Consider the following 23,189-nt stretch of genomic DNA (forward strand, 5'->3'; position numbering starts at 1 on the left):
GCCGTCAGTCGTGCAGGGCGGACACCTCGCCCTGCACGACGTCGTCGGGCGTGCGCTGCTGCGGGATGACCACCGCGCCCTGCTGCAACGCCACCGTCCGGGCCGGCGCCGGGATCCGGATGCCCTCCTCGCGGTAGCGGCGGTGCAGCCGCTTGATGAACTCGTGCTTGATCCGGTACTGGTCGCTGAACTCGCCGACGCCCAGGATCACCGTGAAGCCGATCCGCGAGTCGCCGAAGGTGTGGAAGCGGATGGCGGGTTCGTGGTGCGGAAGAGCGCCCTCCACCCCCGTCATGACCTGCTCGATGACCTCCGTGGTCACGCGCTCCACATGCTCCAGATCGCTGTCGTAGGCCACGCCGACCTGCACCAGGATCGTCAACTCCTGCTCGGGACGCATGTAGTTGGTCATGTTCGTCTTGGCGAGCTGCCCGTTGGGGATGACAACGAGGTTGTTGGAGAGCGCGCGCACGGTCGTCTGCCGCCAGTTGATGTCCTCGACGTACCCCTCCTCGCCGCTGCTCAGCTTGATGTAGTCGCCGGGCTGCACGGTCTTGGAGGCGAGGATGTGGATGCCCGCGAAGAGGTTCGCGAGGGTGTCCTGGAGGGCGAGCGCGACGGCGAGACCGCCGACGCCCAGGGCGGTCAGCAGCGGGGCTATCGAAATGCCCAGCGTCTGCAGCACCACCAGGAAGCCGATCGCCAGGACCAGTATCCGGGTGATGTTCACGAAGATCGTGGCCGACCCGGCGACGCCGGAGCGCGAGGTGGTCACCGACTGCACCAGTCCGGCGACGACCCGCGCCGCCGACACCGTCACCACGAAGATCAGCAGCACCGTCAGACACTGGTTGACGGTGTGCTGGACGGCCTTCGTCAGCGGCAGCGCCGCGCCCGCGGCCGCCGCACCGCCGGCGATCGCCGCCCACGGCACCACGGTGCGCAGCGCGTCCACGACGACGTCGTCGCCGCTCCACCTGGTGCGCTTGGCGTGCTTCGCCAGCCAGCGCAGCAGCGTGCGCGACAGGAAGGCCGCCAACAGCCCGGTGGCCAGGGCGATTCCGGCGATGACGCCGTCGTCCAGAGTCAGTGCGCGGTTCACCGGTCACCTCCGGGAAGTCGATCCGCGGCACACGGGGCCGCCGACGGCCGGATGTGAAGTCTCGTCACGATGTCACCTGCTCGGTTCCGGGAAGTGCGGTCGCGTCCCTCCGCAGAGAAGACGCAACCGCTCATCCTGCCGTATCCGACACGGGAGTTCGTACCCGAGGAACCGGCCGTGGCGGAGGGATCGCGCAGCTCAGGGCGGCCCCACCGGTCCAGTTTCCGCGAACCCGGCCGAAAAGCGTCCCCGCGTACGGATGTGAGAGCCCCCGGGACGGCGTACGCGGGCGTGAGCTTCCGCTTGGGTCAGATCACCTTCATCCGCACCAGCGCCCCGAGCGTCAACGCCCCCGGCAGCAGCGGCAGCCACACCGTGATGATCCGGTAGCCGAGGACCACGGCCGTGGCGAGAGCCACCGGGCCGCCCGCCGCCACCAGGGCCACGACCAGCGCCGCCTCCACCGAGCCGATCCCGCCCGGCGTCGGCACCAGCGCGACCGCCACCGTCGCCGCCAGATACGCGACCGCCATGTGCCCCACCGGCACCGGCAGCCCCAACGCCTGACCCACCGCGGCGAGGCCGGCCGCCTGGAGGACCGGGAACGCCAGGGAGCCACCCCACAGGGCCAGCGCCCGGGCCGGCCGGGAGTGCACCGAGCGCGCCTCGCCGAGCGCGGTGCGCAGGAACGAACACACCGCCGACCGCAGCCGCCGTACGAGGGCGAGCACGGCCGCCGTCACGAGCGCCACCACCGCGAGCGCGCCCAGCAGCGGGCCGAGCGCCCCGTCGGGCAGCAGGGAACCGAACTGCAGCGCGTCGGGGAAGACGAGCAGCAGCACGGTCAGCAGACCCACCCTCGCCACGCCCTCCGCCAGCAGATACAGCGCGAGGGCCGCCGAGGAGCGGGCCAGCGGCACCCCGCACACCGTCATGAACCGCAGGTTGACCGCGCCCGCGCCGAGGCCCGTCGGCAGCAGGTGGTTGGCCGCGCCCGCCGCGAACTGCGTGGCCAGCAGCCGCCGGCCGGGCAGCCGCTCCACGACCGCGCCCTGCCGGGTGAAGGCCGCCGCGACCCACGTCAGACACGTCGCCCCGACCGCGGCCAGCAGCCAGGGCCACTCGGCTCTGCGCAACTGTGCGAAACCCTCGGCGAGGACGGACCGGTGCCGCACCGCGACCACGGTGACCAGCAGGAGCGGAAGCAGACACAGGACCTGGCGCGCCGGCACACGCCGGGCCGGCCTGCCTGGGGGAACGGGAACCGCTGTCACACTCGGAGAGGTTCTCCGCACGGCGCCAACGGCGGGTTGCCGAAGCGGGGACGGAACATTACGTACGGTCATCGGGTCCGTCCTCTGATCCTTTGTCCATATGGGGAGAACGTTGACCTCAAGGTCGCTTGAGGTTCTACGGTCAGTCCTATGAGCATGGAAACCACGGCGTGGATGCAGCTGCACAGCGTCATGAACGCCCAGCAGGAACGCCGCCCCTTCGACCGTGCGGCGCTGCGCCGCATCGGCGAGTTCGCCCGACCGCACCGCCGCCGGATCGCTCTGTTCGTCGTGCTGGGGGTGATGACCGCACTGCTCGCCGTGGCCACCCCCGTCCTCGCCGGATGGGTCGTCGACGCGATCGTGTCGCACGGCGACGCCGACAGGGTCGTCCGGCTCGCCCTGCTCATCGCAGGCATCGCGGTGCTGGAGGCGGCGCTCGGCATCCTGGGCAGGAGGCTCTCGTCGACGCTCGGGGAGGGGCTCATCCTCGATCTGCGCACGGCCGTGTTCGATCATGTGCAGCGGATGCCGGTCGCGTTCTTCACACGTACCCGTACGGGAGCGCTCGTCTCCCGACTCAACAACGACGTGATCGGCGCCCAGCGGGCCTTCAGCAACACGCTCTCCGGAGTGGTCTCCAACCTGGTCACCCTGGTCCTCACCCTCGCCGTCATGCTCACCCTGTCCTGGCAGGTCACACTGCTCGCGCTCGCCCTGCTGCCGGTGTTCGTGATCCCGGCGCGCCGCATGGGGAGCCGGATGGCCGGCATGCAGCGGGAGGCGGCCGCGCTCAACGCGGCGATGGGCACCCGGATGACCGAGCGCTTCTCGGCGCCCGGCGCCACCCTGATCAAGCTGTTCGGCCGCCCGGAGCAGGAGTCGGCGGAGTTCGCGGCGCGGGCCGCCCGGGTCCGGGACATCGGCGTGCGCACGGCCACCGCGCAATCGGTCTTCATCACCGCCCTGACCCTCGTCTCCGCCCTGGCCCTCGCCCTCGTCTACGGACTCGGCGGCCACCTCGCCCTGAAGGGCACCCTCGAACCGGGTGACGTCGTCGCCCTCGCCCTGCTCCTGACCCGCCTCTACGCCCCGCTCACCTCCCTCGCCGGGGCCCGCGTGGAGGTGATGAGCGCGCTGGTCAGCTTCGAGCGGGTGTTCGAGGTGCTCGACCTGAAGCCGCTCATCGAGGAGAAACCGGACGCCCGCGAGGTCCCCGAGGGCCCCGTCTCCGTGGAGTTCGACGACGTCCGCTTCGGCTACCCGTCCGCCGACAAGGTCTCCCTCGCCTCCCTGGAGGAGGTCGCCGTCCTCGACACCCGCGACGGCGCCGAGGTCCTGCACGGCGTCTCCTTCCGCGCCGACCCGGGGCAGACCGTCGCCCTCGTCGGCTCCTCCGGCGCCGGCAAGTCCACCATCGCGCAGCTCCTGCCACGCCTCTACGACGTCGACGCCGGCGCCGTCCGCATCGGCGGGATCGACGTCCGCGAACTGAGCGCGGGCTCCCTGCGGGCCACCCTCGGCATGGTCACCCAGGACGGCCACCTCTTCCACGACACCGTCCGCGCGAACCTCCTGCTCGCCCGTCCGACGGCCACCGAGGACGACCTCTGGGACGCCCTGCGCCGCTCCCGCCTCGACGACCTGGTCCGCTCCCTGCCCGACGGCCTCGACACCGTCGTCGGCGAACGCGGCTACCGCCTCTCCGGCGGCGAACGCCAGCGCATGACCATCGCCCGGCTGCTGCTGGCCCGTCAGCGCGTCGTCATCCTCGACGAGGCCACCGCCCACCTCGACAACACCTCCGAGGCGGCCGTCCAGGAGGCCCTCGCCGAGGCGCTCGCGGACCGCACCGCGGTCGTCATCGCCCACCGTCTGTCCACCGTGCGCGCCGCCGACCTGATCCTCGTCGTCGAGTCCGGCCGGATCGTGGAACGCGGCACGCACGAGGAACTGCTGGCGGCGGGCGGACGGTACGCGGAGCTGTACCGCACGCAGTTCCAGCAGCCGGGGATCACGGAGGCCGCCGCGCTGTGAGGACCACGCCGTGACAGCCACGCCGCGACGCCCGTGCCCTGGCGGGCGTCGCGCCGTGCAAGGGCCGCGCCGACCTCGCGTCAGGCCTCGGTGGTGATCAGCCAGAACCGGCCGTCGTGGCGGCGCAGCGTGGGCGCGTACACCCCTGTGGAGGAGGGGGCCGTGTCGGGGAGCTCCAGTTGCGAGGGCCGGTCCAGCGCGTGCCCGATCAGCCGCCAGTGCACCAGGTCACGGCTGTGCCAGATCGGCACGCCCGGTACGTACTCGAAGCTGGACGTCGCCACGTAGTAGTCGTCGCCGGACCGGCAGATGCTCGGGTCAGGGCTGAAGCCGGGGATCACGGGATTGTCGAAGAACGCCATGTCCGTCCAGAGGTCTGTGGGTGTGCGGGTGTGCGGTCGAGGAAAACGCGCTGTGAGAGTCGATATGTTGAAGCGCTTCGAAAGTCGCACGTGCGACTGTGCCTTTCAACGGGTGCGTGGGCAACGTGCCTATCGTCAAAAACCGTGCTGAAGAGCGTGCTGGGACCGCTGTAGTTGTCGAAGCGCTTCGACGCATCTCGTCGGGGACGCCCGCGCCGGGACGTGTCTTGACCCCCGGTCGGTGCTCCACGATGCTTTGTTGCGGCACATGGAAAACGTGCCGCAATGAGCAACATCGACTCAGGTCTCGTACCAGCCGAGGAGTGGCCATGACGCATCAGGTCCGTGCTGTCGTCGCGCGAGGGAAGGGCGCCCCCGTCAGCCTGGAAACGATCATCGTGCCCGATCCCGGCCCGGGGGAGGCGCTGGTGAAGATCGAGGCCTGCGGGGTCTGCCACACCGATCTGCACTACCGGCAGGGCGGCATCAACGACGACTTCCCCTTCCTGCTGGGGCATGAGGCCGCAGGCGTCGTGGAGTCGGTGGGGGAGGGGGTCACCGATGTCGCGCCCGGCGACTTCGTCATCCTCAACTGGCGTGCGGTGTGCGGCCAGTGCCGGGCCTGTCTGCGCGGCCGCCCCTGGTACTGCTTCAACACGCACAACGCCAAGCAGAAGATGACCCTGCTCGACGGCACCGAGCTGTCCCCGGCGCTGGGCATCGGCGCGTTCGCGGAGAAGACGCTGGTGGCGGCCGGTCAGTGCACGAAGGTCGACCCGGCGGCTTCGGCGGCGGCCGCCGGTCTGCTGGGATGCGGGGTGATGGCCGGCCTCGGCGCCGCCATCAACACCGGCAACGTCGGACGCGGTGACAGCGTGGCCGTCATCGGCTGTGGCGGAGTGGGGGACGCGGCGGTCGTCGGCGCGCACCTGGCCGGCGCGGCGAAGATCATCGCGGTGGACATCGACGACCGGAAACTGGCCACGGCCAAGAAGCTCGGCGCGACCCACACCGTCAACTCCAAGGAGAACGACGCGGTCGAGGCGATCCGCGAGCTGACCGGCGGCTTCGGCGCCGACGTCGTCATCGAGGCGGTCGGCCGCCCGGAGACCTACAAGCAGGCCTTCTACGCCCGCGACCTCGCCGGCACGGTCGTCCTGGTCGGCGTGCCCACCCCCGAGATGAAGCTCGAGCTGCCCCTGCTCGACGTGTTCGGGCGGGGCGGCTCGCTGAAGTCGTCCTGGTACGGCGACTGCCTGCCCTCCCGCGACTTCCCGATGCTCATCGACCTCTATCTCCAGGGCCGGCTCGACCTGGACGCCTTCGTCACCGAGACCATCCAGCTGGACGAGGTGGAGAAGGCCTTCGAGCGGATGCACGGCGGCGACGTCCTGCGCTCGGTCGTGGTCCTGTGACGGCCGCCCGCATCGAACACCTGGTGACCTCGGGGACGTTCTCGCTGGACGGCGGCACCTGGGACGTCGACAACAACGTGTGGATCATCGGCGACGACCACGAGGTGATCGTCGTCGACGCCGCCCACGACGCCGGGGCCATCGCCGAAGCCGTCGGCGGGCGCACGCTGACGGCCATCGTCTGCACCCACGCCCACAACGACCACATCGACGCCGCACCCGAACTCGCGGCGCGCACCGGAGCGCCGATCCTCCTCCACCCGGACGACCTCCCGCTGTGGAAGCAGACCCACCCGGACCGGATGCCCGACGGCGAACTCGCCGACGGCCGGCTGCTCACGGTGGCCGGCGTCGAGCTGACCGTGCTGCACACCCCGGGGCACGCCCCGGGCGCCGTCTGTCTGTACGCGCCCGCCCTGTCGGCGCTGTTCAGCGGCGACACGCTGTTCGCGGGCGGGCCCGGCGCCACGGGGCGCTCGTACAGCGACTTCCCCACCATCGTCGACTCGATCCGGGGCCGGCTGCTCACGCTGCCGGGCGACACCGTCGTACACACCGGGCACGGGGAGACGACCACCGTCGGAGCCGAGGCTCCGCACCTTCAGGAGTGGATCGACCGCGGATTCTGACCGCCTTCCGGTGTTCCTCGTGCGGCGCCCGTTCCGCCTGTTTGCGCAGGTGGTTCGGGCGCTTCGAGCTGCCCGGAGGCCGGTCGCCCGAGCCCTTGGAACGAGGCCTTTGGACGCCTTGACAACGGTTCGGAGCGGCCCGCAGACTGGCGTTGCGCTAACCGCAATCCGTTTCGCTATACGCACCGAGGTGTCATGATGATTCCCGCGTGCCGTCTCGCGGATCTCCCGCGAGGTGAGGCCTTCCGGCTCGACATCGACCCGCCGGTCTCGGTGTTCCACACCGACGACGGCGAGCTCTTCGCCATCGACGACACCTGCACCCACCAGGACGCCTCGCTCGCCGACGGCTGGCTGGAGGGCTGCGAGGTGGAATGCCCACTGCATGCCTCGAAGTTCGACCTGCGGACCGGCGCCGTCGACGCCCCGCCGGCCAAGCTTCCGGTCCGGACGCACGAGGTCGTCGTCGAGGACGGCATGATCCATGTCCGGGTGTCCACGGACGCCCCGAACCTGCCGCCCTGCATCGCCTCCCGGCTCGCCGGAGGTCCCGCGTGAGAACCGTGGCCGTGGTGGGCGCCTCGCTGGCCGGACTCTCGGCGGCACGCTCACTGCGCAAGCAGGGCTACGACGGGCGGCTGGTCGTCATCGGCGACGAGACGCACCGCCCGTACGACAGGCCCCCGCTGTCCAAGGAGTTCCTGGCCGGCGCCCTCGGCGAGGCGGAGCTCTCGCTGGAGGCGGACGACGAGGACCTGCGGGCGGAGTGGCTGCTGGGCGTCCGCGCCACCGGACTCAACCGCACCGAGCGGGCCGTCCGGCTCGCCGACGGACGGGAGGTGCGCGCCGACGGCATCGTCATCGCGACCGGCGCCGCCGCGCGCACACTGCCCGGTACCGAGGGCCTGGCCGGAGTGCACGCGCTGCGCACCCTGGACGACGCCCGCGCCCTGCGCGACGAACTGGCCCGGGGTGGACGGCTGGTGGTGATCGGCGGCGGATTCATCGGCGCCGAGGTCGCTTCCACCGCCTGCGCCCTCGGGCTCGACGTGACGGTCGTCGAGGTGGCCCCGACGCCGCTCGCCGGACCGCTCGGCGCGGCCATGGGCGCCGTCGTCTCCGCTCTCCACACCGACCACGGCGTTCGCCTGCTGTGCGGCGTGGGCGTCAAGGGGCTGAGCGGCGAGTCCCGCGTCGACGCCGTCCTGCTCGAGGACGGCCGCAGCGTCCCGGCCGACATCGTGGTGGTCGGTGTGGGGGCCCGGCCGTGCGTCGACTGGCTGGCGGGATCGGGCGTCGAGCTCGACAACGGCGTGAAGTGCGGCGCCGACGGACGCACGGCTCTCGCCGGGGTGGTCGCCGTCGGCGACTGCGCCAACTGGTACGACCCTCGCGCGGGCGCCCACCGCCGTGTCGAGCACTGGACCGGAGCGCGCGAGCGCCCCGACGCCGCGGTCGCCGTACTGCTCGCGGGCGGAGCGGTGGAACCCGGCGTGCCCCGGCCGCCGTACTTCTGGTCCGACCAGTACGGCGTCAAGATCCAGTTCGCCGGCCACGCGGCCGGCGCCGACAGCGTGACGGTCGAGGAGGGCGCCGCGGACGACCGCAACGTCCTGGCCGTCTACCGGCGCGCCGGACATCCGGTCGCCGTCCTCGGGATGAACCAGCCCCGGCTGTTCACCCGTTGGCGTAAGCAACTCGCCGCCGCGACGTCCTGACCCCGCCCCACCCGCATCACCCGCCGCGGCTGCCCATGCACGCCGCATCGCTTCCTGCACAACGCCGCCCGGTGTCGCTCTTCCCGGCGCGTGACCGACCCCTCCACGACGTTCCCGAGGAGTGCATCGTGACCTCGACCAGCCTGCCGGACAGCCTGATCGCCACCCTCCCCGGCTCCTCCTACACGGATCCCACGATCTTCACCCAGGAGCAGGAGCGCATATTCGAATCCATGTGGTTCTGCGTCGCGCGCGCCTCCGAACTGGCGAAGCCCGGTGCCTTCCGCACCGTCGACGTGGGCCGCGAGAGCATCCTCGTCACCCGCGCACGGGACAACAGCATCCGTGCCTACTTCAATGTGTGCCGGCACCGCGGCGCCAAGCTGTGCACGGAGGAGACCGGCGAGGTCAAGCGGGCCTTCCAATGCCCGTACCACGCCTGGACGTACGACCTGAACGGCAAGCTCGTCGCGGCGCCCAACCTGACCAAGATGCCCGACGTCGGCCGCACCGAGTACGGTCTGGTGAGCATCGCCGTGCGGGAATGGCTCGGCTACGTCTGGGTGTGCCTCGCGGAGAACCCGCCCTCCTTCGAGGAGGACGTCATCGGCGAGGTCGTCGCGCGGCTGGGCGATGTGGAGTCGATCCAGCGCTACGACATCGACAACCTCTCGGTCGGCAAACGGATCGTCTACGACGTCAAGGCGAACTGGAAGCTCATCATCGAGAACTTCATGGAGTGCTACCACTGCGCCACCATCCACCCCGAACTCACCGAGGTGCTCCCCGAGTTCGCCGACGGCTACGCCGCCCAGTACTACGTCGGCCACGGCGCCGAGTTCGGCGAGGAGGTGCAGGGCTTCACCGTCGACGGCTCCGAGGGCCTGGACCGCATCCCCGGGGTGGCGGAGGACCAGGACCGCCGCTACTACGCGATCACCGTCAAGCCGCAGGTGTTCATCAACCTCGTCCCCGACCATGTGATCTTCCACCGGATGTACCCGGTGGCCGTCGACCGCACGATCGTCGAATGCGACTGGCTGTACCTTCCGGACGTCGTCGAGAGCGGGAAGGACGTCAGCCGCTCGGTGGAACTCTTCGACCGGGTCAACCGCCAGGACTTCGACGCGTGCGAGCGCACGCAGCCCGGAATGAGCTCCCGCATGTACGCCAAGGGCGGGGTGCTGGTGCCCAGCGAGCACCACATCGGCGCCTTCCACGACTGGGTGAGCGAGCGCCTGGGCAGCCGCCCCCAGTAGCCGGTGCCGGCCTGCTCAGCCCAGGTAGCCCATCCGGTGGCTGATCTCCTCGGCGCCCTTGAGCAGCACCGGGGAGAGCTCGTGCAGACGCTCCTCGGTGAAGCGGTAGGCGGGCCCGGAGGCGCTGAGTGCCGCGATGACCTCCCCGTCGCGGTTGCGAATCGGGGCGGCCATGGCGTGCAGGCCGATCTCCAGCTCCTCCAGGGTCCACGCGTAGCCGCGCTCGCGGGCCTCGGCGAGGTTCCTCTCGAGCTTCGTCCTCGCGGTGATGGTGTGCGGGGTGACCTTCTTCAGCCCGGCCTCGGCCAGCAGCGCGGCGCGCTCCTTCGCGGGCAGGTGGGCCAGCAGGATCTTGCCGCTGGAGGTGGCGTGCAGCGGGGTCAGCTGGCCGACCCAGTTGTGCGCGGTGACGGCGCCGGGGCCGCGCACCTGGTAGAGGTTGATCGCGTAGTGCTCCTGCATGACGGCGATGTTGACCGTCTCGCCGATCTCCTCGGCGAGCCGCTCGCAGACCGGGCGGCCCTGCTGGGTGATGTCGATGCGTCCCGTGACCGCGCCGGCCAGGCGTACTATGCCGAAGCCCAGGCGGTACTTGCCGCGCTCGCCCGCCTGCTCCACCAGCCCGCGCGACTCCAGGGCTCCGAGCAGACGGAACGCGGTGGATTTGTGAACATCGATCTCGGCGGCCACCTCGCTGACGCCTGCCTCGCCGCGTTGGGCCAGGATCTCCAGGACGCTGATGGCGCGGTCGACCGACTGCACTCCGCCGGCCTGGGAGTTGGACGTTTCGGTGTCTTGGCTTTGGTTGCTCACAGCAAAACTATACGCGTAGTAAACAACGCCACTGCAAGTAACGGCACCGAAACCAAGACCTTGCAAGTTGCGTCGTTCGCAACCTAGTGCGTATGACGCTACCGGTACTACCATGCCTCGCGTATCTACGGCGCGAGCGAGACGAGGCACCATGGCTCCCCTGCACTACGACTTCGTCATCGTCGGCGGTGGTTCGGCCGGCAGTGCACTGGCGAACAGACTCTCCGCGGATCCGGCCAACCGGGTCCTGGTCCTGGAGGCCGGCCGGTCCGACTACCCGTGGGACGTCTTCATCCAGATGCCCGCGGCGCTGACCTACCCGATCGGCAGCCGGTTCTACGACTGGAAGTACGAGTCCGAGCCCGAGCCCCACATGGGCGGCCGGCGCGTCTACCACGCGCGCGGCAAGGTGCTCGGCGGCTCCAGCAGCATCAACGGCATGATCTTCCAGCGCGGCAACCCCATGGACTACGAGCGCTGGGCCGCCGACCCCGGCATGCAGACCTGGGACTACGCCCACTGTCTGCCCTACTTCCGGCGCATGGAGAACTGTCTCGCGGCCGACCCGGACGACGAGTTCCGCGGCCATGACGGCCCCCTCGTCCTCGAACGCGGCCCGGCCACCAACCCGCTCTTCGGCGCCTTCCTCAAGGCCACCCAGGAGGCGGGCTACGCGCCCACCGACGACGTCAACGGCTACCGGCAGGAGGGTTTCGCCAAGTTCGACCGCAACGTCCACCGCGGACGCCGGCTGTCGGCCTCGAAGGCGTACCTCAAGCCCGCGAAGAAGCGGCCGAACCTCACCGTCACGACCCGCGCCCTCGTCACCCGCGTCCTGTTCGAGGGCAAGAGGGCCGTCGGCGTCGAGTACCGGCGCGGCAAGGGCGCCCCGACGCAGGTCCGGGCCAAGGAGGTCATCCTCTGCGGCGGCGCCATCAACTCCCCGCAGCTCCTCCAGCTCTCCGGCGTCGGCAACGCCGAGGAACTGTGCGCCCTCGGCATCGACGTCGTCCACGACCTGCCGGGCGTCGGCGAGAACATGCAGGACCACCTCGAGGTCTACATCCAGTACGCCTGCAAGCAGCCCGTCTCCATGCAGCCGTACATGGCGAAGTGGCGCGCCCCCTTCATCGGGCTGCAGTGGCTCTTCCGCAAGGGTCCCGCCGCGACCAACCACTTCGAGGCGGGCGGCTTCGCCCGCAGCAACGACGACGTGGACTACCCCAACCTCATGTTCCACTTCCTGCCGATCGCGGTCCGCTACGACGGCTCCTCGCCGGCCGGCGGCCACGGCTACCAGGTGCATGTGGGTCCCATGTACTCCGACGCCATCGGCTCGGTGAAGATCAAGAGCAAGGACCCGCGCGAGCACCCGGCCCTGCGCTTCAACTACCTCTCCACCGAGCAGGACCGACGCGAATGGGTCGAGGCGATCCGGGTGGCCCGCAAGCTCCTCAACCAGCCCGCGCTGGCCCCGTACAACGACGGGGAGATCTCGCCCGGCCCGAAGGTGGAGACGGACGAGGAGATCCTCGCCTGGGTCGCCAAGGAGGGCGAGACCGCTCTGCACCCGTCCTGCACCTGCAAGATGGGCACCGACGAGATGGCCGTCGTCGACCCGGCCAGCATGCGGGTGCACGGCGTGGAGGGGCTGCGCGTGGTGGACGCGTCGGTGATGCCGTACGTCACCAACGGCAACATCTACGCACCGGTGATGATGATCGCCGAGAAGGCCGCCGACCTGATCCTCGGCAAGGAGCCGCTGCCCGCCTCCGCGGCCGCGTACTACCGCCACCGTGACGCCCGGCAGCAGGCCCGGTAGACCTTGGGCGGCGACGGGCTGAGCACGCTGCTGCGCAATGACAACGTCCGCTACGAGGTGCTGCCCGCGAAGGCGACCGAGGACAAGGTCCTCGCCCATGTCCCGCGCGACGTCGTCGTCACCGTGACGGCGTCGCCGGTCAAGGGCCTGGAGCCGACCCTCGACCTCGCCGGGCGGCTCGCCGCGCACGGCTACCGGGTGGTCCCGCACGTGCCCGCACGGCTGCTGCGGGACGATGGGCACCTGAAGGAGGTCGTCGACCGGCTCCGCGAGGCGGGCGTGGACGACGTCTTCGTCCCCGCGGGCGACGCGGACCCGCCGGCCGGTGCCTACGACGGCGCGCTCCCGGTGCTGCGCAGGCTGAGCGAGCTGGGCAGCCCCTTCCCCCGCGTCGGCGTCACCGGCTACCCGGAGAGCCATCCGCTCATCCACGACGACGTCACCGTCCAGGCCATGTGGGACAAGCGCGAGCACGCCACGTACATCGTGAGCAACCTCTGCTTCGACCCGCGCGTGCTGGGCGAGTGGGTCGCGCGGATACGGCGGCGGGGCGTCACTCTGCCCGTGTACGTGGGTGTCGCCGGGCCCGTGCAGCGGGCCAAGCTGCTCGCGATGGCGACGAAGATCGGCGTGGGCGAGTCGACGCGCTTCCTGACGAAGCACGCCTCGTGGTTCCTGCGGTTCGCGACGCCCGGCGGCTACTCCCCGGAGAGGCTGCTGGAACGCGTCGAGCCGGCCCTCACCGCTCCCGCGGCAGACGTGCCCGGCCTGCACCTGTTCACCTTCAACCAGATCGCCGAGACGGAACGCTGGCGTCGCGCCCTCACGGACCGTCTCGCAGGCTGACGCCCAAGGCCGTGCCGAAGGAGAATGGCGCCGTGGAGATACTGCCGCCGAGGCCGGTACGGGTGGCGTACGCGGCGCCCTGGTTCGGGCCGGCGCTGGGGGCCGTGGCGTACGGCGCCGAGAGGCTGGACCCGCTGTCATGGGGCGCCGCCGCGGTCGTCCTCGCTCTCAGCGCGACGCTCACCGTGCGCGGCTACCGGATCGGCGTCAGATGCGAGGCCGACCGGCTGGTGGTGCGCGGGCTGCTGTGGACGCGGGCGATACCGCGGCAACGGATTCGGGCGGTCACGGACTTTCCCGCGGTCCGCTGGGAAACGGCGGCGGGGCGCGGCCGGTGGACGCCGGTCACGGCCTTCATGAGCAGCGCCGACGAGTTCGCTTCGCTGAGTGAGGCGAAGGCGCAGTGCGTGGCACGGCTGCGGCGCTGGGCTCGGCGCTCCGGGCACGGGCGGGGCTGAGCCGGGCGCCCGCGCGCGAGGGCCGTATACGAAGCCGCCACGAAGCCGCCACGAAGCCGTATACGAAGAGGAGCGGACCGAAGAATCGGTCCGCTCCTCGGTTTGCGCTGTGCTCAGCGGAAGACCACCGTGCGGTTGCCGTCCACCATCACCCGGCTCTCGCTGTGCCACTTCACCGCGTGGGCGAGTACCTGGGCCTCCACGTCCCGGCCGACCGTGACCAGGTCGCCGGAGTCGAGGGAGTGGTCCACCCTGACCACGTCCTGCTCGATGATCTGCCCCTCGTCCAGGTCGGGCGTCACGTAGTGCGCCGTCGCGCCGACGAGCTTCACACCGCGGGCGTAGGCCTGGTCGTAGGGGCGCGCGCCCTTGAAGCTGGGGAGGAAGGAGTGGTGGATGTTGATGGCGCGGCCCTCGAGCTGCTTGCACAGGTCGTCGGAGAGGATCTGCATGTAGCGGGCCAGCACCACCAGGTCGATGTTCAGCTCGCCGACCAGCTCCATGAGGCGCGCCTCGGCCTCGGCCTTGGTGTCCTTCGTGACCGGGATGTGGTGGAAGGGCACGCCGTAGGTCTCCGCGAGTCCCTCGAAGTCCCGGTGGTTGGAGACGATCGCCGGGATGTCGATGTTCAGGGCGCCGGTGCGCCGGCGGAAGAGCAGATCGTTCAGGCAGTGGCCGAATTTGGACACCATGATCAGCGTCCTGGTGGGGGTCGACGCCTCGCTGAGGGTCCAGGCGATGCGGTACGCCTCGGCCACCGGACCGAATCGGTAACGCAGAGTTTTCATGTCGGCGTCCGGATCGGAGACGGCGAAGTGGACCCTCATGAAGAAACGGCCCTCGAGTCGATCATCGAACTGCTGGCTCTCCAGGATGTTGCCGGAGTTCCTGACGATGAAGCCGCTCACCGCGTGGACCAGTCCGGCGCTGTCGGGGCACGAAAGGGTGAGGACGAACTCGCGGCCGGGGTGCGGGCGAGGGGGCGTAGTGGACACAGCGGCCTCCGTTGATGCGTAATGCACAACATGGTGAGCGATACGCAACATGGTCGGGTCGGGGCCGCCTGCGGTCAAGGGTGGCGGCGCAAGTGCCCGCCTGACTGAATCGTCATCCGTCAACCTCTTGACGTAGCTCTACGGCATTCGTCATGGTGTTCCACCACAAGCAATTGAATGCATGATGCGCAACGCATTTCAGCTGAAGGGCTTGGCGCGTGGCAGACCTGTATGTGGATGGGCAGTGGCGGGACCCGGTCGCCGGAGGGCGCCGGGACATCCGCTGTCCCGCCGACGGCACGCTCACCGCGACCGTCTCCGAAGGGACCCGTTCCGACACCGAGGCGGCGATCACCGCGGCCCGCCGTGCCTTCGACGAGGGACCGTGGCCGGGCACACCCGAGCGGGAGCGCGGCACGCTGCTGCTGCGGACCGCCGACATCATCGAGCGCGACGCCAAGGAGTTCGCCCGCGCCGAGTCGCTGGACACCGGCAAACGGCTGGTGGAGAGCGAGTACGACATCGCCGACGTCGTCTCCTGCTTCCGATACTACGGTGGGCTCGGCGGAACCGACGCCGGCCGCGTGATCGACACCGGCCGGGACGACGCCGTCAGCCGCGTCGTGTACGAGCCGATCGGCGTGTGCGCACTGATCACTCCGTGGAACTATCCACTGCTGCAAGCCAGTTGGAAGGTCGCTCCGGCGCTCCTGGCGGGCAACACGATCGTCCTCAAACCCAGTGAGCTCACCCCCTCCACCTCGATCCTGCTGATGCGGGCGCTGGCGGAGGCCGGGCTCCCGGCCGGCGCCGCCAACCTCGTCCTGGGCGCGGGACCCGAGGTGGGCGCCCCGCTCTCCGAGCACCCGGCTGTCGACATGGTCTCCTTCACGGGCGGCCTGGAGACCGGCAAGCGGATCATGGCCACGGCCGCCGCGACCGTGAAGAAGGTCGCGCTGGAGCTCGGCGGCAAGAACCCCAACGTGATCTTCGCCGACGCCGACTTCGAGACGGCCGTGGACTTCGCCCTCACGGCCGTCTTCCTGCATTCCGGCCAGGTCTGCTCGGCCGGGGCGCGGCTGATCGTCGAGGACTCGCTGCACGACCGTCTCGTCGACGAGGTCGTGCGCCGCGCCCGGCAGATCCGCCTCGGCGGCCCCTTCGACGCCGAGGCCGAGACCGGAGCGCTGATCTCCGCGCAGCACCTGGCGAAGGTCGAGGCGTACGTGGCGGCCGGCCTCGCCGAGGGCGCCGTACTGCGCTGCGGCGGCGCACGGCCCGACGACCCGGCCCTCGCGGGCGGCCACTACTACCCGCCGACCGTCCTCGACGAGTGCCGACAGGACATGCGCGTGGTCCACGAGGAGTCCTTCGGGCCCGTCCTCACCGTGGAACGCTTCACCGACGAGGACGACGCCGTCCGCATCGCCAACGACACCGAGTACGGGCTCGCCGGCGCCGTCTGGACCCAGGATGCGGGCAGGGCCCAGCGGGTCGCCCGGCGGCTGCGTCACGGCACGGTGTGGATCAACGATTACCACCCCTATGTGCCGCAAGCGGAATGGGGTGGCTTCGGGCACTCGGGCGTGGGCCGGGAGTTGGGACCGACCGGTCTGGACGAGTACCGAGAGCCCAAGCACATCTGGCAGAACATCCAACCCCGGCCGCAACACTGGTTCCGCGGCTGAACGCCGAAAAGAGGTCGATCGTGACCCCCACGCAGACCGAGGTATCGCCGCGGAGCGGCATTCCTCAGGATTCGGACGGTACTCCGGTCATATCCGTGCGCCGGCTGTGGAAGGTGTTCGGGCCGAAGGCCGACCGGGTCCCGGACTCCGAGGAGCTGTGCGGCCTCACCCGCCGTGCGCTCATGGACCGCACCGGATGCACCGCCGCCGTACGCGACGTGAACTTCGACGTCCGCAAGGGCGAGGTCTTCGTCGTCATGGGCCTGTCCGGCTCCGGCAAGTCCACGCTGGTGCGATGTCTGACCCGGCTGATCGAACCCACCGCCGGCGAGCTCGTCTTCGAGGGCGAGGACATCCGCGACGCGGACGCCAAACGCCTGCGCGACCTCAGGCGCCACAAGTTCTCCATGGTCTTCCAGCACTTCGGGCTGCTGCCGCACCGCCGGGTCGTCGACAACGTGGCCTTCGGCCTGGAGATCCGCGGCATGAGCAGGGCCGAACGCGCCAAGCGCGCCCTGGAGGTCGTCGAACTGGTCGGCCTCTCCGGCTACGAGAACTCCTACCCCGACCAGCTCTCCGGCGGTATGCAGCAGCGCGTCGGACTCGCCCGGGCGCTGGCCGGCGACCCGGACGTCCTCTTCTTCGACGAGCCGTTCTCCGCCCTCGACCCGCTGATCCGCCGTGACATGCAGAACGAGGTCATCCGGCTGCACCACGAGGTCGGCAAGACGATGGTGTTCATCACCCACGACCTCTCCGAGGCCCTCAAGCTGGGCGACCGCATCCTGATCATGCGGGACGGCAAGATGGTCCAGTGCGGCACCGGCGACGAACTGGTCGGCGCCCCCGCCGACGACTACGTACGCGAATTCGTCAAGGACGTGCCGCGCGGCGATGTGCTCACCCTGCGGTGGATCATGCGCGCTCCGGAGAACGGCGACGCCCTGGACGGCCCCGAGCTGGGCCCGGACGTCGTGGTGAAGGAGGCCACCCGGGCGGTACTGGCGGCCGACAAGCCGGTCAAGGTCGTCGAGAACGGCAAGCTGCTCGGCATTGTCGGCGACGAGGAGATCCTCGCGGTGGTCGCCGGACAGGAAGGCGGCGCGTAATGACCGTCGCCATAGAGAAACCCGAGAAAACAGAGGCCGTGGAGCCGGTCGCGCCCGTCAAACGGGTGCGCAAGGTCGGTCGGCCCGTGATGATCGGCGCGATCCTCGTCGTCTGGCTGGCGCTGTTCGCCATCCTGCGCGGCAAGCAGACCCTGTCCCTGGCGGTGGCCGATCTGACCGACCTGCACCGGTGGATCAACGACTTCAACGACTCCGTCGGCGCCAACCGCAACTCCAACCCGCTCTTCCTGTACTTCTTCAACGAGATCCGGCTGGTCATCGACAACCTGGTGACCTTCGTCCAGCACCTGATCTCCCAGCCGTCCGGGGCCCGCCCGGTCCCGCAGATCGGCTGGCTCGGCGTCGTCGGCCTGGCCGGCTACGTCTCCTGGGCCCTGGCCAACTGGAAGGTCGCCCTACTGGCCGTGGCGGGCTTCACCTTCTTCGGGCTGCAGGGGTTGTGGCAGGCGAGCATGGACACCCTGGCGCTCGTCCTGTGCGCGGTGTTCGTGGCCCTGCTGTTCGCGATCCCGCTCGGGGTGTGGGCCGGTCTCTCGGACCGGTTCAACCGGCTCATGACGCCCTTCCTGGACTTCATGCAGACGATGCCGACCATGGTCTACCTGGCGCCGCTGACCCTGTTCTTCCTCATCGGCGGTACGTCCGCCACCATCGCCACCGTGATCTACGCGGCCCCGCCGACGATCCGCATCACGGCGCACGCCATCCGCAACGTCTCCAAGACGACGGTCGAGGCGGCCGACTCCCTCGGCGCCACGCGCCGGCAGTCGCTGCTGAAGGTCCTGCTGCCGATGTCCAAGCGGACCGTGGTGATGGGCGTCAACCAGACCATCATGGCCGCCCTGGCCATGGTGACCCTCGCGGCCCTGATCAACGCGCCGGGCCTCGGCGTGAACGTGCTGCAGGCACTGCAGTCGCTCGACGTCGGCACGGCCTTCAACGCGGGCCTGGCCATCGTGATCATGGCGATCGTGCTGGACCGGGTCACGACCGCGGCCAGCGCACGCGAGGAGAATGCCCGGAACGCCAAGCACGACTTCGCGAAGTGGCGGCGACCGCTGCTCGGCGTGGGCGCAGTGGTCACGGTGGTCCTGGTCTACCTCTCGCACACCTACCTGTGGGCGGCCGACTTCCCCGGCGACGGCACCGTCGGCAGCCACATCGCGAGCGCGACGGACACCGCGACCAACTGGGTGCAGGACAACCTGTCGGGCATGACCAACGCCTTCCGCGACGCCATCACCAACGGCCTGCTCAACCCGTTCCAGACGCTGCTCACCGACTCCCCGTGGTGGCTCGTCGGCGCGGTGCTGGTCGCACTGGCAGTGGTGCTCGGCGGCTGGAAGGCCGGGATCACCACGGCCGTGTGCGTGGGCCTGCTGGTCGCCACCGGCGTGTGGTCGGACGCCATGACGACGATGGCCTCGACGCTCGTCGCGACGGTGCTGGTGATGATCCTCGGCATCGTCTTCGGGGTGTGGATGGGCCGCAGCGCGATGGCCGACCGCATGATCCGGCCCACATTGGACGCGGCCCAGGTCATGCCTCCGTTCGTCTATCTCGTGCCGTTCCTCGCGTTGTTCGGCGCCACCCGTTTCACTGCCATCGTCGCCGCGATCGTCTACGGGGCGCCCGTCGCCATGAAGATCATCGCCGACGGGATCCGGGCCGTGCCCGAGGCCACCGTCGAGGCGGCCACCTCCGCCGGGTGCAACACCTGGCAGATCATCACCAAGGTCCAACTGCCGATGTCACGCAGTGCCCTGACGCTCGCAACCAACCAGGGCCTGATCTACGTGCTGTCGATGGTTGTTGTGGGCGGCCTGGTAGGAGCAGGGGCCCTCGGCTACGACGTCGTGGCCGGATTCTCGCAGGGAGAGCTGTACGGCAAGGGGCTGGCGGCAGGACTCGCCATCGTACTGCTCGGAGTCATGTTCGACCGGATCACTCAGGCCGCGGCGCGACGCGCGGGCGCTTAAAGGAGCAGGACACCATGGCAAGACACTGGCGAGCCGGCGCGGCCGGCCTGGCCGTCCTCGGCCTCACCCTGACCGCCTGCGGCGGCGCGAAGGTCGGCGACACCTCCTCGGGTTCGAACAGCGCGGGCAGCTCCGGCAAGTGCGGCACGTTCAACCTCGCGGTCAACCCCTGGGTGGGCTACGAGGCCGACGCGGCGGTCGTCGCGTACGTCGCACAGCACAACCTCGGCTGCACGGTCAACAAGAAGAACCTGAAGGAAGAGATCGCCTGGCAGGGCTTCGGCACCGGCGAGGTCGACGCGGTCCTGGAGAACTGGGGCCACGCCGACCTGGTGAAGAAGTACATCGACCAGCAGAAGACCGCCGTGGACGCCGGCCAGACCGGCAACAAGGGCATCATCGGCTGGTACGTGCCGCCGTGGCTGGCCAAGGCGCACCCCGACATCCTCCAGTGGAAGAACCTCAACAAGTACGCCTCGAAGTTCAAGACGTCCGAGTCGGGCGGCAAGGGCCAGCTCCTGGACGGCGACCCGTCGTACGTCACCAACGACGCGGCGCTGGTGAAGAACCTGAACCTGGACTTCAAGGTGGTGTACGCGGGCAGTGAGGCCGCCCTCATCACGGCCTTCCGTGACGCCGAGAAGAACCAGAAGTGGGTGATCGGCTACTTCTACGAGCCGCAGTGGTTCCTGTCCGAGGTCCCGCTGAAGAAGGTCTCCCTGCCCGCCTACAAGACGGGCTGTGACGCCGACGCGGCGAAGATCGCCTGCGACTATCCCGTGTACGACCTCAACAAGATCGTCAGCACGAAGTTCGCCAAGTCCGGCAGCCCCGCCTACAACCTGGTGAAGAACTTCAACTGGACGAACGACGACCAGAACGAGGTCGCCAAGTACATCGCGCAGGACAAGCTGTCCGACGACGCGGCGGCCAAGAAGTGGGTCGAGGCCCACAAGGACAAGGTGGACGCCTGGCTCAAGTAGCCCCAAGGTCGATCACCGGTCGAACACGCCCGGTGGGCGGTGCGCGCGATGCGCCCCGCCCACCGGGCATTGCCGTGTTCCGGCCCCTGTTCCGGGCTGCCGTCCGACGTCACGGACCTCTTGACACCCCCTCCTCGGGGCAGGCACATTGAGTTGCGCAGCCTGAACCATGTTGCGCAGAAAGCAACTCGATCGGTTTTGATTCCGGAGGTGCGGCGATGGCGGGACCCCGAGTGGTGATCATCGGAGCGGGTGTCGTGGGAGCGGCGCTCGCGGACGAGATCTCCGCGCGCGGCTGGACCGAAGTGACCGTGGTCGACCAGGGCCCGCTGCCCGCCACCGGGGGCTCGTCGTCACACGCCCCGGGCCTGGTCTTCCAGACGAACTCCTCCAAGACCATGACCGAGCTGGCCCGCTACACCGTCGAGAAGTTCTGCTCCCTCGACGTCGACGGCAAGCCCTGCTTCCTGCAGGTCGGCGGCCTCGAAGTGGCGACCACCCCCGAGCGGCTGACGGAACTGCACCGCCGCCACGGCTGGATCACCGCCTGGGGCATCGAAGCCCGCCTCCTGAGCGCCGACGAATGCGTCGAGCAGCACCCGCTGGTCAACCGCGACAAGGTCCTCGGCGGCCTCCTGATCCCCACCGACGGCCTCGCCAAGGCCGTCCTCGCCGTCGAGGCGCAGATCCGCCGGGCCACCGAGCGCGGCGTGACGTTCCTGGCCCGCCACGAGGTCCTCGACGTCCAGCAGGCCGACGGCCGCGTCACCGGCGTCCTCACCGACCAGGGCGAGATCGCGGCCGACATCGTCGTGTGCTGCGCCGGCATCTGGGGCCCGAAGATCGCCCGCATGGTCGGCATGAACCTGCCGCTCACGCCGCTCGCCCACCAGCTCGCCTGGACCGGCCCGGTACCGGCCCTCGCGGGCCAGACCGAGGAGGCGGTGCGCCCGATCCTGCGCCACCAGGACGCCGACCTCTACTACCGCGACCGCTTCGACGGCATCGGCATCGGCTACTACGGCCACCGCCCCATGCCCATCACCGCCGACGAGATCCTCTCCGTCGACGAGGCCGCCGACATGCCCTCGGTCCTGAAGTTCACCGAGGAGGACTTCGAACCCGCCTGGGCCGAGACCCGATCCCTCCTCCCCGCCACGCAGGAGGCGAAGGTCGAGGAAGGCATCAACGGCCTGTTCTCCTTCACCACCGACAACTTCCCGCTGCTCGGCGAGTCGACGGACGTCAAGGGCTTCTGGGTCGCCGAGGCCGTCTGGGTCACGCACTCGGCGGGCGTCGGCCGGGCGATGGCCGAATGGCTGGTCGACGGCTACTGCTCGTCCTTCGACCTGCACGAGTGCGACGTCAACCGCTTCGAGCAGCACCAGCTCTCCCCGGAGTACGTGCTGGCGCGCGACTGCCAGAACTTCGTCGAGGTCTACGACATCCTCCACCCGCTCCAGCCGTCCGGGAAGCCGCGCCCGATCCGCACCAGCCCCTTCCATGACCGTCAGCAGGAGCACGGCGCGTTCTTCCTGGAGGCGAACGGCTGGGAGCGCCCGCAGTGGTACGAGGCCAACGCGGGGCTCGTCGAAGGCCGCAACATCCCCACGCCCAACGACTGGGCCGCGCAGTACTGGTCGCCCATCGTCGGCGCCGAAGCGCAGGCCACCCGCGAGACCGTCGCGATGTACGACATGACGGCCCTCAAGCGGCTGGAGGTGGCCGGCCCCGGCGCCGCCGCCTTCCTGGAGGGCCTCACCACCAGCAAGGTCGCCAAGTCCGTCGGCTCGGTGACGTACACCCTGCTCCTCGACCACGACGGCGGCATCCGCAGCGACGTCACCGTCGCCCGCCTCGCCCCGGACCTCTTCCAGGTCGGCGCCAACGGCAACCTGGACCTCGACTGGTTCACCCGCCACCTGCCCGCCGACGGCACGGTCCAGGTCCGCGACATCACCCCCGGCACCTGCTGCATCGGCCTGTGGGGCCCGCTCGCCCGCAAGGTCCTGCAGCCCCTCACGGACGAGGACTTCTCGGGCGACGGCCTGAAGTACTTCCGCGCCAAGCGCGCCCACATCGGCAGCGTCCCGGTGACGGCGATGCGCCTGTCCTACGTCGGCGAACTCGGCTGGGAGCTGTACACCACCGCCGACCTCGGCCGGAAACTGTGGGACACCCTGTGGCAGGCGGCCCAGCCGCTGGGCGGCGTCATCGCGGGCCGCGGCGCCTTCAACAGCCTCCGCCTGGAGAAGGGCTACCGCTCCTTCGGCACCGACATGACCTACGAGCACGACCCCTACGAGGCCGGCGTCGGCTTCGCCGTCAAACTCGACAAGGGCGACTTCATCGGCAAGCCGGCCCTGGAGCGCCGCAAGACCGAGGTACGGCGCAGGCTCACCTGCCTCACCATCGAGGACCCGCAGTCGGTGGTCATGGGCAAGGAGCCCGTCTACGACGGAGACCGCGCGGTCGGTTACGTCACCAGCGCCGCCTACGGCTACACGATCGGCAAGGGCATCGCGTACGCCTGGCTCCCGGCGGAACTCGCCACCCCCAAGACCACCCTCCACATCGGCTACTTCGATCGGCGCATCGAGGCGGTCGTCGCCGAGGAGCCCCTGTTCGACCCGTCCATGTCCCGCCTCCGTGGCTGACCGTGAGGGAGAGGTACCGCCG

At 69.9% G+C, this 23,189-nt stretch carries 18 protein-coding genes and 1 pseudogene; 14 read left to right on the forward strand and 5 right to left on the reverse strand.

Features of this window, described 5'->3' with window-relative positions:
- Positions 1–4: 4 nt before the first annotated feature.
- Positions 5–1,102 carry a mechanosensitive ion channel family protein gene (locus tag ACIBTS_RS22315; RefSeq protein WP_319671630.1) on the reverse strand — a complete coding sequence of 366 codons (1,098 nt, stop codon included), beginning with the start codon at positions 1,100–1,102 and terminating at the stop codon, positions 5–7.
- A 308-nt stretch (positions 1,103–1,410) separates the two neighbouring features.
- Positions 1,411–2,376 carry a YbhN family protein gene (locus ACIBTS_RS22320; RefSeq protein WP_399321521.1) on the reverse strand — a complete coding sequence of 322 codons (966 nt, stop codon included), beginning with the start codon at positions 2,374–2,376 and terminating at the stop codon, positions 1,411–1,413.
- Positions 2,377–2,532: 156 nt separating this feature from the next.
- Here ACIBTS_RS22320 and ACIBTS_RS22325 point away from each other — a divergent pair, with 156 nt between their 5' ends.
- Positions 2,533–4,413 carry an ABC transporter ATP-binding protein gene (locus ACIBTS_RS22325; RefSeq protein WP_319671657.1) on the forward strand — a complete coding sequence of 627 codons (1,881 nt, stop codon included), beginning with the start codon at positions 2,533–2,535 and terminating at the stop codon, positions 4,411–4,413.
- 89 nt (positions 4,414–4,502) lie between these two features.
- Here ACIBTS_RS22325 and ACIBTS_RS22330 read toward each other — a convergent pair.
- Positions 4,503–4,775, reverse strand: a pseudogene (locus ACIBTS_RS22330) (family 43 glycosylhydrolase); the annotation flags it as partial.
- 329 nt (positions 4,776–5,104) lie between these two features.
- Between ACIBTS_RS22330 and ACIBTS_RS22335 the strand changes: the two are divergent.
- The 5 genes from ACIBTS_RS22335 to ACIBTS_RS22355 all read left to right on the forward strand — a co-directional run bounded on the left by ACIBTS_RS22335 (position 5,105) and on the right by ACIBTS_RS22355 (position 9,796).
- Positions 5,105–6,190: an S-(hydroxymethyl)mycothiol dehydrogenase gene (locus ACIBTS_RS22335; protein WP_319339332.1), complete on the forward strand. Its 1,086-nt coding sequence runs from the start codon at positions 5,105–5,107 to the stop codon at positions 6,188–6,190.
- Positions 6,187–6,819 (forward strand): MBL fold metallo-hydrolase, encoded by a 633-nt coding sequence (locus ACIBTS_RS22340; protein ID WP_399321523.1) that lies wholly within the window; start codon positions 6,187–6,189, stop codon positions 6,817–6,819. The genes ACIBTS_RS22335 and ACIBTS_RS22340 overlap by 4 nt, the downstream gene beginning before the upstream one ends.
- Positions 6,820–7,014: 195 nt before the next feature.
- Entirely contained in the window at positions 7,015–7,377 is a 363-nt protein-coding gene (locus tag ACIBTS_RS22345; RefSeq protein ID WP_079658103.1) for a bifunctional 3-phenylpropionate/cinnamic acid dioxygenase ferredoxin subunit, read from the forward strand.
- Positions 7,374–8,537 carry an NAD(P)/FAD-dependent oxidoreductase gene (locus ACIBTS_RS22350; RefSeq protein ID WP_399321525.1) on the forward strand — a complete coding sequence of 388 codons (1,164 nt, stop codon included), beginning with the start codon at positions 7,374–7,376 and terminating at the stop codon, positions 8,535–8,537. The genes ACIBTS_RS22345 and ACIBTS_RS22350 overlap by 4 nt, the downstream gene beginning before the upstream one ends.
- 128 nt (positions 8,538–8,665) lie before the next feature.
- Positions 8,666–9,796: an aromatic ring-hydroxylating dioxygenase subunit alpha gene (locus ACIBTS_RS22355; protein ID WP_399321527.1), complete on the forward strand. Its 1,131-nt coding sequence runs from the start codon at positions 8,666–8,668 to the stop codon at positions 9,794–9,796.
- Between the two features lie 15 nt (positions 9,797–9,811).
- On the opposite strand, the gene ACIBTS_RS22360 is transcribed toward ACIBTS_RS22355, so the two are convergent.
- The gene (locus ACIBTS_RS22360) at positions 9,812–10,558 is read right to left on the reverse strand and encodes an IclR family transcriptional regulator (RefSeq protein ID WP_399321727.1); all 747 of its coding nucleotides are present in this window, start codon (positions 10,556–10,558) and stop codon (positions 9,812–9,814) included.
- Between the two features lie 202 nt (positions 10,559–10,760).
- Here ACIBTS_RS22360 and betA point away from each other — a divergent pair, with 202 nt between their 5' ends.
- Genes betA through ACIBTS_RS22375 form a run of 3 tightly spaced genes read left to right on the forward strand, consistent with a single transcriptional unit; the run spans position 10,761 to position 13,735 of the window.
- On the forward strand, positions 10,761–12,431 hold the full coding sequence (gene betA, locus ACIBTS_RS22365) for a choline dehydrogenase (protein ID WP_399321529.1): 1,671 nt from the start codon (positions 10,761–10,763) through the stop codon (positions 12,429–12,431).
- A 3-nt stretch (positions 12,432–12,434) separates the two neighbouring features.
- Positions 12,435–13,277, forward strand: coding sequence for a methylenetetrahydrofolate reductase (locus ACIBTS_RS22370; protein WP_399321530.1), 843 nt, complete (start codon positions 12,435–12,437; stop codon positions 13,275–13,277).
- 32 nt (positions 13,278–13,309) lie between these two features.
- A complete protein-coding gene (locus ACIBTS_RS22375; RefSeq protein ID WP_399321532.1) occupies positions 13,310–13,735 on the forward strand; it encodes a hypothetical protein in 426 nt (141 codons plus the stop codon).
- A gap of 113 nt (positions 13,736–13,848) precedes the next feature.
- Here the strand turns inward: ACIBTS_RS22375 and purU are convergent, their stop codons facing one another.
- A complete protein-coding gene (purU, locus tag ACIBTS_RS22380) occupies positions 13,849–14,730 on the reverse strand; it encodes a formyltetrahydrofolate deformylase (RefSeq protein WP_319671642.1) in 882 nt (293 codons plus the stop codon).
- 218 nt (positions 14,731–14,948) lie between these two features.
- Between purU and ACIBTS_RS22385 the strand changes: the two genes are divergently transcribed.
- The 5 genes from ACIBTS_RS22385 (at position 14,949) to ACIBTS_RS22405 (ending at position 23,167) form a co-directional block, all read left to right on the forward strand.
- The gene (locus ACIBTS_RS22385; protein ID WP_399321534.1) at positions 14,949–16,418 is read left to right on the forward strand and encodes an aldehyde dehydrogenase family protein; all 1,470 of its coding nucleotides are present in this window, start codon (positions 14,949–14,951) and stop codon (positions 16,416–16,418) included.
- A gap of 20 nt (positions 16,419–16,438) precedes the next feature.
- A complete protein-coding gene (locus ACIBTS_RS22390) occupies positions 16,439–17,527 on the forward strand; it encodes a glycine betaine/L-proline ABC transporter ATP-binding protein (RefSeq protein ID WP_399321536.1) in 1,089 nt (362 codons plus the stop codon).
- Positions 17,527–19,527 (forward strand): ABC transporter permease, encoded by a 2,001-nt coding sequence (locus ACIBTS_RS22395; protein WP_399321537.1) that lies wholly within the window; start codon positions 17,527–17,529, stop codon positions 19,525–19,527. Before ACIBTS_RS22390 ends, ACIBTS_RS22395 begins: the two co-directional genes overlap by 1 nt.
- Before the next feature lie 14 nt (positions 19,528–19,541).
- Positions 19,542–20,510: an ABC transporter substrate-binding protein gene (locus ACIBTS_RS22400; protein WP_399321539.1), complete on the forward strand. Its 969-nt coding sequence runs from the start codon at positions 19,542–19,544 to the stop codon at positions 20,508–20,510.
- A 218-nt stretch (positions 20,511–20,728) separates the two neighbouring features.
- Positions 20,729–23,167 (forward strand): FAD-dependent oxidoreductase, encoded by a 2,439-nt coding sequence (locus ACIBTS_RS22405; protein WP_399321541.1) that lies wholly within the window; start codon positions 20,729–20,731, stop codon positions 23,165–23,167.
- Positions 23,168–23,189: the final 22 nt, after the last annotated feature.

The organism is Streptomyces sp. NPDC050121, from assembly GCF_044460385.1.
GTDB classification, from domain to species: Bacteria; Actinomycetota; Actinomycetes; order Streptomycetales; family Streptomycetaceae; genus Streptomyces; species Streptomyces soliscabiei.